We start from the raw sequence: 14,989 nt of genomic DNA on the forward strand, positions 1-14,989 counted from the left end.
TGCTCCTACGCGATCGCGTCGAAAACGTCGGCGTCGGTTCCTGCTGCACGAGGGCAGGTCCTCCTATGGAGCGACCCAACACGCCGTCCCTCGACGAGTGCCCGCCGGACAGGGGGCCGATGTCCGGCGGTCCGCACAGGGCTATGGGGTCGCGTCGGTGAGACGTTTGGCGGTATCTACCGCTTCATTGTCCGACATGGCGAAGGAACCGTCTGGGTCGACGAGCGCTGCAATGAGGTCGTCGCGCAGCTGTGGAATCGGGTTCCAGCCGTGCTGAGCGGCCAGCTGGCGGATCGCTCGTAGTGCTGGTTCGGATGCGGCGGCGGTCAGGTCCGTTGCGGTCAGGATGACGGCAGTTCCCAGGGTGGCGAGGACCCGTTCCGGTGGTCCAAATGTCGCGGTTAGTCCCGCGGCTGCCGCACTTGTAAACATTTCGACGGCGCCGGGGGCGCGTTGAACGTGTTCCAATAGCTGGAACAGAGCGCCAATGAAGTTGGCCTGGCCGATGTCCTGCCAAAACGATGTGCGGGCCAGGTTGGTGAGAATCGGCGGCGCACCTGCTCCTTCCACCTGGGCGATACGTGCCGCGAGCGGCCAGGCGTTGGGAAGGTCGACGACCCGCAGCCGGAAGAAGTTCTCGATCATGTCGGTGGCGGCTTGCACATTGATCCGCTCGGCTTCGAGGAGAACTTCGATCAGGGCGAGGCTGCCGAAGGTTCGCGCACCGAAGTAGCCGGCGAGTCTGCGCAGGTAGACGTCGTCGCTGAAGAGAGCGATGTCGTGCTCGATGGCGACCGCTATCGGCGCGAGCCACGGGTTGATGGTTCTCGTGTTAAGCGCCACTCCGAGCCCGCCGGTGTCCGCAACGACGACGACGGGCCGGCACTGCTTGCTATCGTGCAGGAGCTTCTCGGCCTCGTGGAGTTCTTGCATCGGTAAGGCGTCGGCCAGCGGGGCGGAAGGCGAGTTGCCACCGCCAGGACGGGCACCCGCAGCGGCGCCCTCCGCGACGAACCTGTGGCCCAGCACGACGTCATGAGCGGCCGGCTCAGGGATGAGGATCTCTGCGAAGGCATCTTTCGCCACCGCCCAGAGTTGGGTCGTCGCGGAGGCGAGGTAGAGCGCGCTGCCCTCGATGACGATCGCGCCGTCGAGGGCACTCCGGCAGGTTTCGATCTCCTGACTATGCTGTCCATCGTTTGCTGTGATGGCCGTGATCATCCCGGCAGCTCGCCGGACCAGGCTGAGCACATACGGTTCGCCGGTGGCGGCGCTGAGCACGCCGAGCGGAAGTCGCCCTGCCCGAACGGCTTCGCGTGCCTGGTCGAACTTGATCGCGTGTGGCAGGAGAAGAGCGCGTACCTGCTCGGCGAACCCCGAACCCCCGTCGCTCTCCAGCGCGCGCGCCATTGCCGGGTGAAGGCCGACCAGATCGGCCCAGGCTCGTTCGATCTGGCGAGCGAGTTGTTCGCTCACCGTTGCCGTGGAGACGCTGTCGTCGGTGACGTCGACACGCGTCCTGTCCCTGCCTGCCCGGCAGAACTGTTGAAGGGAGAACAAAATCGGTGCGGCGACGAAGATCGGAACATCGTCGCCGCCGGCGACGGCAAGAGCGCGCTCGGCGGTCTCGGGCGTCCAGCCGTGGGCCTGGTGGAGGTCCCCCCACGTAGCGATCTCCACTGCAGTGATTGCTACGGGGTCAAGCCGTTCGAGCATGACGAACGCGTCGTCGATCTGGCCGCGGTGAATCAGGCTGACGATGACGGCCCAGCTGTAATAGCTCAGCCAGGTGTGTAGATCACCTGGCGCGGGCCTGGGACTCTCCACCGTTTCGCTGGCGGACAGCCCACGGCTTTGCAGGAGATCTTGTACTTCGGAAAGACCGGAGCGGGCGAGCTTCTCGGCCTTTAGCCAATCGCAGTGCACGCCATGTGCGTCGATAAGTCGGCAACGGATACGGTGGCGCAGATTGGCAGGAAGATCAGCGCGGCTTAGTAACTCCGTGGCGCGCTCCTGGACATCCTTAGTGCGGCCTGCCCGGCTCAAGACGTCCAGCGCGAGCAGATCCATGCGGGCGTCACCGAACCGCATCGCCGCCTCGTCGCAGACTAGGACGCTGTCCTTGGTGTCGCCTTGCGCGGCGAGCTTTCGGGCGTAGGACTCGGCCATCACGATGCTGGTGCGGCTCAGCGGCCGAAGCAGGTCGAGCGCTTCGGCCCACCGGCCGGCAGCAGCGAGGGCCTCGGCGTGCATCCCGTTGTAGAAGCCATCGGTTAGAAGGCCCCTGCTGTGCATGCGTTCCAGGTCGGGCAGGGGCCAGACGCCGAGTTCCGCAAGATGGTTCAACGCAACCAGGCGCCGGTCGTCCGGGGCATCGGTGTCGAGGAACTGCCGCCACCGGCTGACTTGTTCGGCAGCGTTCGCACCTCCTGTCGATGCCTTCACCGCAGCGCAGTGCGCGGTCCACTCAGCGTTCCCGGACCGGGCGATAGTCGCTTCGAATCGCTCGCCGGCTATGAGGTTGCCGGTCTCGAAACAGAGCCGGGCCGCGTAGAAGGCGAGCTCTGCGGAGGCGGCCTCCGCATCAGTCGCCTCACCGTCCGGGTCTGGTGCAGCGACCCGGATAGCGGATCGCTCGTCCCCGCCGAGCTCGATCGCATGCAGCAGGACCCGTGCCGCAGCAACGCTGTCCGCCCGGCACCGACGGCGGGTCGTACGGGCTCGTTCAGCAAGCGAGGCCGCCCGGCGGTAGTCGGCCAGGCTTGTTTCGCCTGGGCCGGGTTCGCGGCGCCGCAACAGTGCCTCGGCGAGCGTGAGCATTTGCGCCGCCGACCATGGCGCCAACTCCAGCGCCTTCTCGTAGAAGGTGATGGCCATGTCCGTGTCGCCGCGGCGTGCGGCCTGATCGCCCAGAAACCGTTGAACCGTCGCGTCGGCGGCTGCTTGAGTGGGATGCTCGGCGAGCACGGCGGGGACCGGAATGGGCCCGTCCAGGGTGCCGTGATCAAGCGTCGCCAGGCCCACCGCGGCGGAAAGAGCGCCGGCCGGCCTGGTAGACGCCTCAGTGAGCAGACGCCGGGCACGCTCAGGATCGACGGTGATCAGGTAGACGCCGGCGGCCGCGGTCATGCGAGCGCACATCGGGTCGTCGTCACACGCGTCGACACCCTGGAGCAGGCAGTCTGCGGCCAGTGCGTTCAGGGCGTACTCGGCCGCGTACTCGGCGAGGGCTGTCCACGCAGGCCAAGGCCATGCGATCGAGCGGGGTTTCCGGAGACGCCGCACGGCAGCAGCCGGGTCGTCCCGGCCCGCAAGGAGGACCTCGGCGAGCTCCTGTGCCACTGCAGGCGCACGTTCGCGCAGCGTCACCAGAGAGTCCGCACACGCCGACGGTAGATCGGCTACCTGCTTGTCGAACGGATCGTTCGGCGCTCTCCGCGCGAGCTCGGCCAGCCTCGGGGCGCACTCAGCGTCGATCCGTTGACCGCGCGGGACGAACACTTTGAAACCTGACCCGGTCGGCACTGCCGTGTCCTCGTCGACCACCTGCCAGTAAGCGGTATGGGCCTCGATGTCGTACAGGACCACGATCACCGAGAGTGGATAGCGCAACCAATAGCGCCGGTGTGTCTGGTCCCGCTCACGAAACCACCAGCCGCTTGCACCCGACGCTGGCTCGGTGAACCACGACGACCCGGCTTTGATCTGAACGCCCAGTTGTCGGGCGGTGGCAACCGTCTCCATCACGGTTTCAATTTGAGCGTCGATCCCCACGTCGGCTTCCAACTGCCGGCGGAAGTGCCACCCCAGACGATTGACGAGCAGGCCGACGCCATTGGCGCCGGCGGCGCCCGTCACTTCAGTGGAAAGTGGGCTGGTCACCGATGGAGATTAGCGCTCCGCCCACCGGCACAGCGGTTCCCAATTCCGGGGACGGCCTGGGCGAATGGACCGAGAGCTGGCACGCCGCCGAGCAAACCTAGCAAAAGTCACTCACAGTAGTGGGCAAGGTCCGGCGCCGCCTACGTCGCTGTCCACCTTCCGGGTGCAATCGACACCGATCGGCATCCTGGCGGGTGCCAGTTGCCCCGTTTGCGGTCTATCGTTACCGGGCGACGACATGATGCAGTGCATGTCCTCCGCCCGCCATGACGTGATCGGTTAACGCGGGTTGTTCCAGCGTCATCGACAATTTCATATCCACTCGACTCCTCCGCTTTGTAGAGCGCGGCAACCATCATTCGCGGCGAGGGGATGCCTGACGGCGTCGCCGAGCCCGGACAAGAAGGGTTGTTCGTGTTCAGCCTCATGTCTCGCGCCCTCCAATCGTCGATGTGGCTTCTGGCGTTACCTGCCGTCCTGTTCATTCTCCTTTCCCTGTGCGTCGTCCCGGCGGTGTGGGTGGCGCTGCTCTCGGGCAAAGAGACGCGACGCCGCAACGGCAAGGACGTCCTTGTGCTGCTTTTGAACGCGCTGGGCCAGACCTGCCCTGCGGCAGGCTCCTCGCCACGCCGGCCCGCCCGCCGTCGGCGCGCCGCGCCGCGCTGAAGACGCCAGACACTGATGGTGACCACGCCGACGTGCGACGGGGCGCCGACGTGGGCAGGCCGTACCCGAGCCGTTCTCGGATTGCGTCGCGTTCGTGGGAATCTCGTCCGCGGCGACGGCACCGGCGTACCAGTTCCCGGGCGCCGGCGAACGTCTACCAGCTCCGCCGTGCGGCGCAGCGGCTGGTCTCGCGAGGCCCTCTGCCGCGATCTCGAGAACGCCATCAGCGATCAGCAGCTGTTCATGCTCTACCAGCCGATGACCCGACCTGGCCGCGGGCCGCACCACCGGCCGATCCTCCTGACCGTGCCGGCCGCTACCCGGCCTCCGGCCCTCGATGTGTTCTGCGCAGCCTCGGGACACCGCGAACCACATGGCCGCCGCGGCTTCGGGGACAGCGGGACATCCACCGATCGACGACCCAACAAAGACCGATGCGCCTAGACGATCATCGAAACTGCGCCTACGTTGAGGTGAGGTACGCCGCCGCGAATTCATCCCGCCAGAAGAATCCGTGGCGGCGCCGCCATAACGACCTGGCTGGAATGCGGCTCCATAAACACTGAACCAGCATCCTCCACATCCGGCTCGGGAATGCCACTACAGGTCGGTTCTGCAACGCCGATCAACGAGTTCGCCGATGCGACCGCACCTAGACGGACATCGACAACCCCTGCCTATTGTGGTTTGAAGGCGCCGCGGGGAGACCTGCCCAGGCAGGGCGCAGCTCTGCGGAGCGGCGTTGTCGTGCCTTCTCACTCGACTGCTCAAGCCGGTCGGTCCAGTCCGCGCCGCCACGGCGCAGGTTCACGTAGCCGCCGGGATTGGCGACGAAGTCGAGCTCGACCGACCAGCAGCGGTTCGCACCGGAGTCGTGGCAGGTGCATGGTGCGTCGACGGAACCCGGCATCCCGAACACGGGATCCAGCAGGGCGCCCGCCACAGCGGCGTGGTCGTCACCGCCGTACCACTCCAGTTGGATGCTTCCCGGGTTTGTCCACACCCTGATGTCGGTGACCCCACGGAAGATCATCTGTCTACGCAACACGATGGACGCTGCGGCCGCGACGTCGTCGCAGCCCTCGCTCGCCGGCGCGTAGCCGGCGTCGCAGGATCGGGCAATGTCTTCCTCGTCCGGATGCATGACGTCCGGATGGGTTCGCCACAGCAGCAGCGTCTCGTCCGGGTCGTCCCAGATCTTCATGGAGATATCCAGGGCCCGTTGCCACGCGCGCAGCCGTACTCCGCGCAGGCACACCATCCCCGGCAGGCCGATCCGGCTCAGCTCGACACCGTGAGGAGTCAGCCTGGGACGCAGGCCCCGGACTCCCGTCGGTTCGCTGCCGGGTACCAGCATGGGAAGCAGCGCACCGATCGCCTCCGGCAGGGCGTCGGGCCGTACGGCGATATCGAGGGAGTTCGGCATCGGGCGAATCCAGTCGATCGCGAACGGCGGGTCGCCGGGTTTCCAGCCGTAGCGCTCGGTGAATCCGTAGAAACCGATGCGGCGCAGAACCTGAAGCTCAAGATGCCGCTGGGCGACCGAGCCGGTCGGGATCGGCCGGCCAGGGAATCGGCGCAGCCGGTCCAACGCAACCCGATACGGTTCACCGGTGTAGGCCCGCACAGCCCGGGCCAGCCAAGCGGATCGACCTCGCGACATAACATCTCCTCCGGCCCGCTGCCCGGCTCAGCGAGGAAGAAGTCGTTCCGTCAACACATTTGGACCAGCCCAGAGCAGCAGGTTGTCTCATTGTGCCCATGCGCGGGCGCGGCCGGCGTGCAGGCGAGCGCGGCGTTCGCGGGTCGGGAACTGCTGCGGCCGAAGGTCACGGGCGGCGTGCAGGCCGGGGTCGATGAGTTGCGTCTGCCGTCCTCGCCCTGGATGCGGACGCGGCAAGATCTTTCCCGGTGTGACGGCATCGCCGAGTAGGAACCCGGCTCCTACAGGATCTCCACGAGTGACGTGGCGGCCGGTAGTTGGGTGCGCCAAGTATCGGCGGCGTCCATCTGCCCCTGGTTCGCTTCTTTGAGAGGACTGCCGGTCATGATCGCGTCGAGAGTGCCGATTACGACCCAGGCCGACAGCTGACGGCTGAAGCGCTGTACTCGCGACACGGAGTCTGGGGTGACCGGTCCGCCGTGGGCGATGGAGTTACGTACTCGCTCCAGGCGGCTTAGCCGGATCGTCCATTGTTCCTCCAGGCTCTTGACCCACTTGGCGATGGCGGCCTCGTTCGCCGTACGGCGGGCCAGCGTCCGGACCTGGCGGGCCTGCAGGGTTCCGGCGCTCAGAATGGCCTGGATCTCGCTCAGATGCCGCGCCGGTGCGGTGACGTCCCACGTCATCTGCCCGAGGTCGAAGCCGTGGGCCATGGACCGGAGCTCGTCTTGACGCGTGCTGGCGCCGTCCACCACGAATCTGGTGCTCATTGCTCCGAGGAGGGCCTCGTTCGCCTCTTCGCGAATCGCCTGCCGCAGCCACTGGACCTTCCAGTAACGCCCCAGATATTTGTCCCACTGCATGTCAACGGTCAGGGAGGCGAGAACCTCGATGATCCTGACGTTCACGAAGACGGCAGGAGCGCCGGACTGACGGTCGGCGAGGTGCCACCAGTGCAGGGCCTCGGGCAACTCGCGCTTCTTGGTAAGCGCGTGCGGGAGCCCGGTGGCGATGATCCCGGAGTAACGGCTGAGGCCGGCCGCGGTGGCGTCAATGTCCGGCCGGAAGGTCGTCTCGATCCTGTCGAGTCCGAACGTCGGGGATCGGACGATCCGACCGTCCTGCACATGGATGTAGCCCGAGATCTCTACCCATTCGGAGCCTCCGGCGCGGGCCGCGGCGTACGCGGTCATCGTGCGGACCAGGTCGCGGGCCCGGCTCAGGGGATCGGCGCAGAACCCCGAACCCAGATCGACTCTGGCCATCACGACATCGTGGCCATCGGGCACCTGGATCGGGACCCACGTCTTGTGCAGTTCGGCGGGCAGCATGCTGCGATCGGCGTCGTCATCTTCCAGTACCGGGCCGAGTGCGTAACCGGCGTAGAGCGCAACCGGCCCGATCGTCAGCACTGGGCTGCTGGTCAATCCGGCGTTGTCGAAGGCGAGCCAGATGACGTGGTGGACAGGCCGTGGCGGCAATCTCAGGAGTCGCTCGGCGGTGGCCAACCGGTCTTTGGGCTCGGACAGCGGTGGAGTTGCGGCACCTGGCAAGGGGAACGCCTGGGCCGTTTCCGTCGCATCCTGGTTCTGTTTCAGATCGCCGAGCGTGGCGAGGGCGTTGCGCATGGCCCAGGGGTCGCCGCTCAGCAGCGAGATCAGGGTTCGGGACAGGTCGGCCGGCATCCGGCCGGTCAACTTAACGATCGCCCAGAAGTTGTCGTGGCGCACATACGGCGAGTCGATGGCAGTTTCAGGCCGCTTGCAGCTGGCCACCAGGTCTGTCCAGGCGGCGACGAGGGCGTCGTCGGTGGCGAGCAGTCGGCGGGCGTCAACGACCAGCACCGCTAGCTCGGCGACAGCGCTGGAGTCTTTGGCGATGTCGTCTGCGAGTTTCGCGTCGATTGCCGCGAAACTGCTACCGGCGAGGGATTTCAGTCCGGTGCCGACACATTTCAAGGAGTAGCGGAAGTCCGCGTTGACCGAACCCCAGCCGTTGTCGTGAAAGCGGTCATTGTAAGCCCGCGTGTCCTCGCACCAGGCCAGCAGCTCGTCCAGGGCCGCGACAATGTCTAGACAGCCCTCGGCCCAGGTGGCGTCGGCTTCCGTAAGGCACTGCATTTGCTCGAGGAGCCGCTCGTCACCGCAATGCCATACGACATCCATACCTTCGGACACTGCGCCATCTTAGGGCTCAGCTGAGCGCAACAAAATCCATTTCTGTACCAGGCACGTCGCGTTCCGGAGAAAGGCAATCAAAAAAGCCATCTAGTCACCCATTCGATGTGTCCACGGCCTAGCCGTCCGACTGCCGAGCAGGCGGACGACGGCGTCTACCACCGACCTCGGTACGAGACCGGCGGGAGGTCGGGATCAGGTACGCGCGACCATGCCCCCACCACGCCTGGCCGGCTAGGCCGTCCGCATGGGGCCGTCACTGCGATTCGCGGCCGCGAGCACGGCGGCGGCAGCGCGGCCGAGGTCGGGATAGGCCAGGCGCCGACCAGCTGCACGGGCGGTCACTGCGGGGGTCGATGAGCAGGGCGGCGGCGACACCGGTGTGCAGGCTGGCGCGGATGTCGAAGTTAGGGTCGTCGCCGATCATGACGCAGTTGCCGAGCGGGATGCCGAGTTGGGCGGCCGCTAACGCGAAGATCGCGGGTGACGGCTTGGCGGCCCCCGCGTGCTTAATATCAGGACGCGCACGGCAGCCCACAAAACAGGCCCCTCGTTCGCACTGAGCTTTCCGGGCAACTGGGTAGTTCGATGAACATCGTCTTGCGGTACAAGGGTGTCAACGCCCTGCGTGTCACCCGCATGGCCTGCAGCGCCATACCGATCACCTCGAATCACTTGGTCGAGCCGACTAGGGGCCGTCGGCAAGCACGCCATCGTGCTCGGCTCAAGCAGACGCTCTGCGGCCGCTGAGCGGTGATCGACTTGCCAATCACGCACATGTTCTGCCGATCGCGCATCGCACCGGTGAGCGGCGAACGCAAGCCAGCGCGCCAAGGTTTGACGCGCAGCTGCCGGGGCCAGGGCTGCGGAGCCTTCCCCTGCTGCGATTCTGGTCTCGTGACCGTGAATGTGGTTCCCGCTTGGAATGATCGCGCGCAGGCTTGGTGGGTCAAAGCCGACCGCGCCCAAGAGCACCTCGACCGGCTTCGAGGCCAGGTCGACGACTACCGCGAGTCAACCCCGTATGCCCTCGTCGGGGAACCGACGGATGAACCAGGGCTCACCGCTTACCGGCTCCGCTACGTGCGCCCGGTGCCGACGGCCATTCATGCCACGGTCGGAGACGTACTGAGCAACCTCCGCTCCGCTCTGGAGTCGCTGGCATACGGACTGGCAGCAATGTCCAACGGCGGCACATTGACGCCCGAGCAAGAGAGTGCCACGACGTTTCCAATCCGGGAGTCTCCCGAGAAAATGGACGAGTTCTTCGCGAAAACGGAGAAGAGGTTTCCCGGGCTCTTCAATGCCGCCGCGATGGCGGCTCTACGATCCGTGCAGTCGTTTTACTGGACAGAGTGGGCGAGCCAGGGTCGAGTAGAGCCCATCCGCCCGTATGACGATGACTTTCTCTGGCACGACCTACATCGCTTGGATCGGCTTTGGAACGTTGACAAACACCGTCGGCTCGCGGTCCTGCGGTGGTCGCCGGAACTTATTTGGTGGAATGCGGACGAAGCTTCAGACCGGCAGCTGCTCGCCGGCGAGGCAGTGACGGATGGATCAGTCCTGTTCTATCTCAAGGACGCTGACCCGAACAGGACGCCCGCCGTGCAGCATCGGTTTAGCCTGGTCCTCGCTGACGACCCCGCGTACGGGCGGGGAGTCGGACCCGAGACGGACATGCTGAATCTCCTGGATAGCTTTTATGAAACAGTCACGACCAAAGTCGTCGCTCCTATTCTTCGGAAAGTGGCTAGGCCGTAAGGACCGCCGGGCTCCTGGGTTACAGGCAGCCAAGCGGCCAATATCGGCAGGGCCCGCACCAAACTGCACGCCTTGATGGCCCAAACCCAGAAGCCGGCGCCCATCCCGCCCAGCGGAGACGATCGCCCCCGCCGTCCGGTCGGTGCAGAAGTACGGAAGTAGGGAATGCAGCTGCCACCCCACCAATTTCGGCGGTCTAGGCGTACGACTATAGTCGTACAGCATGGCGGTGAAGCGGATCCAGCTTGTGGGCACTCAGGAGATCCGCGTGCAGCTGGGCGGCGTCAGTCGTCAACGTGTCCACCAAATCACCAGCCGACCGGACTTCCCAGCACCGGTCGCCGACCTAGTCCAGGGCCGGGTGTGGCTGGCCGCCGACGTTGACGCGTGGATCGCCCGCCGTCGACGGCCACTTGCCTGAGGTCTTGCCGGCAAACGTTGGACACGGCGCCGGAACGGCGTTGTGCGTGTGGGGACGGAACCGCAAGAGGGATCGCACCGGACCAGCTCACCGGAGTCGACACACCTGCACGGGCTCGACTCACACTGCTCCCCGCCAGCGCGAGGCCACCGCCTCAGTGGATGCCGCATGAGTTGAGATCGACTTGGCCGAGGCACGCCGCTTCTCGAGCGCAGGTGCTCTGGCCCTTCTGGCCGCCCATTCAGCACTCAACGACCAACTCTCCGTCACCAACGCTAAAACCTCGGTAAGAGAACCGCTGGAACCTCCTCGGCGTCACTTGGCTGCATGAGGCGGCACAGATGCGACCATCAGCAGGTGACCGATCTCTATCGCGCTGGCCAGTGGCGCACGTGGGAAGACCTTGAGAAGCACGTCGCATCGGGTGAATTGCGCGAGTCACACACGCTGGAACTCAAGCGCGACAACTACTCCGGCGGGGAGAGCGGCAAGAAGGAGCAAGCCAAGGACATCGCCGCGCTAGCCCTCGACGGAGGCATCCTGATCATTGGGTTGGAAGAGGACAAGGCCACCGGCGCGGCCGCCAAGACAGCCCCGGTGTCCCTCCATGGCGTGATCGAGCGGATCGATCAGATCTGTGCCAACCGGATCAGCCCACAGCTGCGCGTGACGATCAGCGATAACCTGCGCAGCCCATCAGACCCGTCCACCGGCGTCATCGTCATCGAGGTACCAGCCACCGGTGTCCCACACATGGTGGACCACCGCTACCTCGGGCGAGACAACCGTACGACGCGGTTACTCGACAACACCGAGGTCGTTCGCCTGCTCGCCCGTCGTGACCTCGATGTCGAAGCCGTCGACAGAGACCTCGACGCGACGGACGCCCTGATGGCTGGGCAGGGGATGTCTGCCGCCCGGCTGGTCATCTCGGCGACCCCGATCCCCATGCTGCGGCGCGACGCGTTACGCGACCAGCTCTCGCCCGCCCACGCCGTGAAATGGTTCACCGCGAGGATGGAGGCCGCGGCCATCCGCGCCGGCGCAGAACGCAGCGGCAACGAGGCGATGTCCCGCTTATTCAGGCCGTTTCGCTGGACCGACCGCTCAAGCAGCTGGGGCACTCGTCGGATCCCGGGCGGCGCAGCACTGCGGTTCGGCCCACCCGACAGAATGCCCTTTTGCATCGAGGTGCTGGAGTCAGGTGCCGCACGGTTCGCGGCCGACTTCATCACGGAGGTCTACAAGGACCAGCGCAGCGACGCCGAGACAAAGGTCCTCTACCTGGCTGATGCGATGTCCTTCACCTGCGAAATCGTGGCGTGGATCGCCGAGGTGGCTGAGGAAGCAGGGCTGAGAGGAACCTACGGCATCGGCCTACAGCTGAGCGACCTCGCGGGAGCGGTCCGCGAACCGACGAACTCGATCGCGCAAGCCCGTCTGCACTTCCCAGACAAGACCACCTACCGCGACGACACCTACAGACAGGTCATCTTGGCGACCGGCGCCGAGCTGCGCGGTCCCTTCCTTCCGCTGCTTGACCAGATGTTCGGGCCGCTGATGCGAGCATTGGATTACGGCGACCCGCTGCGCCCGCAATAGACGGCGCCGACCCGGCGTGGTGAGGCTTACCCAGTTCGCGAGCGCCGCAGGATCTGGACAGCGCTCGCGAGCTCTGGTAATTCACTGACGGCACCGCTGCGTGTTCTCCCCGTGAAACTCGCAACGATGCCCCGGCAGGCACCCGCTACCGCCTCGCGGTCAGTGTGCGGCGTGGAACGCGTCTACGGCCGTGGTGGGGATCCGTCCCCGCTCCGAGACCTCGAACCCGTTCCTCCCGGCCCACTCGCGAATCTTCAGATTCTGCGCCCGGTGATCAGCAGCGGAGGTCGTCCGCGCTCCGTGACGACGCCGACCGTCGACGCTGCCGCGCCCAATGCGCGTTCCCGCGGCCAGGAAAGGATCCAGCGCCTTGCGCAGCTTGCCAGCGTTTTTCTCGGAAAGATCGATCGTGTAGTTCATACCGTCCAGACTGAACTCGACCGTGCGATCGGCATCGCCGTCGCCAAGGTCGTCCACCAGCTTCGTAATGATTTGCCGAGCCATACGGCTTTGCCCCTAACGGTCCCATCTAGATGCGGATTTGGCACAGAGGTGACCACTACCATAGCTGCTGCGGGGAGGAAATATCCACGACGCATCGCTTAATGACACAGCGGTCAATTGATAGTTGGCCAACGCCATCCGCTGCTTAACGGATCTAACTGAAACAATTACGCACTGCAATCGTACTACCTAACAGTCCGCACCCTCAGCTGCTCGTCGACGCCGCGCACCCTCACCGGACCGCCGCGACAAATCAATCAACGATGCAGCCAAGCAAGAAGTGCTCAAGACAGTCAACCCAAGTGGCGTTGAGACGCTCACTACCGCGCACCGCCGGCAGTACCACGACCGTTGCCATAGCCGAATCGCATCATCCACCAACGGCCCGTCGACCTGGGCCGAACGGTGCCGCGCCCGCAACAGCGCCCCACACCCGACCGCCGCCAGCGCAAACAAGGCGGTGCCGAACCAGAGGCCCCCATCGCCGGGCGTCGACAGCGCCAGTCGCAGGCAATTGAGCGCGACCATCGCCACGATCCCGAAAGCAACCGCCGCGCCCGCTATCGTCCGCGGCCTGACCGGAGGGGCGAGAGCACGTGCCAGCGCAGTCGTCTGCACGACTCGCGCCTCGATCGGCACCTCGTACCCGTATCGACCGACAACACTCCCATGCACCACCCCGCTTGTACGACCTTCACGCACAACTGCCGGCACTCGGACAAGTTGATCGGCGGAGCGGCACCGTAAGCACTCAGGCTTGGCCATCGGCGGCCCGACTCGAGACGCATTGGTCACGCCACACCTCCATTATGGACGCTCGCCGCAGTTCGGCATCCTGCTTTTCCACCAGTCGATCACAGATGCATTGAAGATCGATGCATAGTTGACGATCCACCTGCTGGCCCCAGGCACCAGCCAAAGGGCTATGTCGAGAATCAGGCCGCCTGCCCGATGCCGTCGATGAACGGCGACACAGCCTTCTTCCCCTTCCTCCCCTTCTTCCGTTTCTTCTCGAAGTCCCTCAACGCAGTAGTTTCCTGACCCGGAAGGCGCTGATCGAGCGCCTTCAGGCGCGCCTTGTCACCGCGGGTTAGGCGGTGACCGTAGACGTCGAAGGTCGTCTTGATCGACGCATGCCCGATGTGGTTTTGAATCACGAAAAAGTCCCACCCAGCATCGATCAGATACGCCACATGCGAATGCCGCAGATCGTGAAACCGCGGCCGCTGATGCAAACGCGTCTTGCACTCACAGCTCGAGACCGCTAGATCTCGGGCTCGTCGCTTCTCTGCCCGCCCGCTCACCTTGACTGGCGCAGGCGGATGTTCCGTGCATCGCTGAGCACTCGCCACCGCTTTGTTCCAATAGCGTGAACGGAAGTTGTTCGCATCCCATGGCATTCCACCCGGAGCCGTGAAAACCAAGTCTCCACGGCGCTTGCCCTTAATGCGCTCTGCGAGCAACGCCGCAATGGTCTTCGGCAGCAGAATCGAACGACGAGATCTCTCCGACTTCGGCTCCGCAAAAGTTCCACCCCGACGAAGCGTCTCCTCGACGTAGACAACAGGCTGGTCACCGCGAAGATCGACGGCGCCCACCCGAAGGCCGAAAATCTCGCCCATTCTCATACCCGTACCAAGAGCCACCAGCACTACATCTCGGATGGCTTCCGGGCAGGCCGCCACGAGCAGGTCAGCCTCTTCCGTCGACAGGAAACAGGCGTTGTATTTGTAGACCTTCGGCAGCCCATTGCTCCGATGACCGAGCGGTCGAGCCAGCGGGTTGTCCTCCCGAAACCGGGGAACCGCGTCGCGCATGACCATGCTGAGGACCGCCCAGTGCTTCTGCACGCCAGCGGGCATCAGTTCCGTGTTGAGACCTACCTTCCACGGATTGATGTCGCGGTCACGATCAACAGCGTCGACACGCAACTCACCCAGCGCGGGCACAACTCTCTTCCGGAGCATGCGTGCGTACTCCTTGTGCGTGCTCTGAGCGACGTCAACTTTCAGCGTCAACCACTGCTCGATCCACTCCTCAAGCGACGGCACAGGTGACGCAGCTTCGGTGTTCTCGAGCGCCTCGTCCTCCGCCTCGTCCAGGCCGTAGATCGCGGCATACACGTCGGAATCGGAGATCCTGTGGTTTCGGGCTTTCGCGAGCTTCTGGGCGGCCAACGCCAGTTCTTCGTTCGCGAACGTGCACGTCTGCCAATCTGCGCCGCGCCCTGCACGCCATCTGACTTCGTAGGACTGCCCCCGCGGTTTCATGCTTGCCATGCCCCGCAAGGTAGACCGAACAGGTGTACGC

At 65.1% G+C, this 14,989-nt stretch carries 10 protein-coding genes; 4 read left to right on the plus strand and 6 right to left on the minus strand.

Going from position 1 to position 14,989, the window contains the following annotated elements; translation table 11 throughout:
* Positions 1 to 141: 141 nt before the first annotated feature.
* A complete protein-coding gene (locus AB0E90_RS38110) occupies positions 142 to 3,882 on the minus strand; it encodes a DUF4365 domain-containing protein (protein WP_360416757.1) in 3,741 nt (1,246 codons plus the stop codon).
* A 372-nt stretch (positions 3,883 to 4,254) separates the two neighbouring features.
* On the opposite strand from AB0E90_RS38110, the gene AB0E90_RS38115 reads away from it, so the two are divergent.
* Positions 4,255 to 4,548, plus strand: coding sequence for a hypothetical protein (locus AB0E90_RS38115; protein ID WP_360416759.1), 294 nt, complete (start codon positions 4,255 to 4,257; stop codon positions 4,546 to 4,548).
* 652 nt (positions 4,549 to 5,200) lie between these two features.
* Here AB0E90_RS38115 and AB0E90_RS38120 read toward each other — a convergent pair.
* The 3 genes from AB0E90_RS38120 to AB0E90_RS38130 all read right to left on the minus strand — a co-directional run bounded on the left by AB0E90_RS38120 (position 5,201) and on the right by AB0E90_RS38130 (position 8,926).
* On the minus strand, positions 5,201 to 6,139 hold the full coding sequence (locus AB0E90_RS38120) for a hypothetical protein (RefSeq protein WP_360416761.1): 939 nt from the start codon (positions 6,137 to 6,139) through the stop codon (positions 5,201 to 5,203).
* Positions 6,140 to 6,492: 353 nt separating this feature from the next.
* Positions 6,493 to 8,388 (minus strand): hypothetical protein, encoded by a 1,896-nt coding sequence (locus AB0E90_RS38125; RefSeq protein WP_360416763.1) that lies wholly within the window; start codon positions 8,386 to 8,388, stop codon positions 6,493 to 6,495.
* A 256-nt stretch (positions 8,389 to 8,644) separates the two neighbouring features.
* Positions 8,645 to 8,926, minus strand: coding sequence for an HAD hydrolase-like protein (locus tag AB0E90_RS38130; RefSeq protein ID WP_360416765.1), 282 nt, complete (start codon positions 8,924 to 8,926; stop codon positions 8,645 to 8,647).
* A 359-nt stretch (positions 8,927 to 9,285) separates the two neighbouring features.
* Here AB0E90_RS38130 and AB0E90_RS38135 point away from each other — a divergent pair, with 359 nt between their 5' ends.
* From AB0E90_RS38135 to AB0E90_RS38145, 3 genes are all read left to right on the plus strand, one after another.
* Entirely contained in the window at positions 9,286 to 10,152 is an 867-nt protein-coding gene (locus AB0E90_RS38135) for a hypothetical protein (protein ID WP_360416767.1), read from the plus strand.
* A 223-nt stretch (positions 10,153 to 10,375) separates the two neighbouring features.
* Positions 10,376 to 10,573: a DNA-binding protein gene (locus tag AB0E90_RS38140; protein WP_360416769.1), complete on the plus strand. Its 198-nt coding sequence runs from the start codon at positions 10,376 to 10,378 to the stop codon at positions 10,571 to 10,573.
* 357 nt (positions 10,574 to 10,930) lie between these two features.
* On the plus strand, positions 10,931 to 12,175 hold the full coding sequence (locus AB0E90_RS38145) for an ATP-binding protein (protein WP_360416771.1): 1,245 nt from the start codon (positions 10,931 to 10,933) through the stop codon (positions 12,173 to 12,175).
* Between the two features lie 159 nt (positions 12,176 to 12,334).
* Here AB0E90_RS38145 and AB0E90_RS38150 read toward each other — a convergent pair whose 3' ends face one another.
* Both AB0E90_RS38150 and AB0E90_RS38155 read right to left on the minus strand, forming a co-directional pair.
* Positions 12,335 to 12,679 carry an Lsr2 family protein gene (locus AB0E90_RS38150; RefSeq protein WP_360416773.1) on the minus strand — a complete coding sequence of 115 codons (345 nt, stop codon included), beginning with the start codon at positions 12,677 to 12,679 and terminating at the stop codon, positions 12,335 to 12,337.
* Between the two features lie 935 nt (positions 12,680 to 13,614).
* Positions 13,615 to 14,958: a site-specific integrase gene (locus AB0E90_RS38155; protein WP_360416775.1), complete on the minus strand. Its 1,344-nt coding sequence runs from the start codon at positions 14,956 to 14,958 to the stop codon at positions 13,615 to 13,617.
* Positions 14,959 to 14,989 lie beyond the last annotated feature (31 nt).

The sequence above is a fragment of the Actinoplanes sp. NPDC026619 genome (assembly GCF_040638295.1).
Lineage (GTDB): Bacteria > Actinomycetota > Actinomycetes > Mycobacteriales > Micromonosporaceae > Actinoplanes.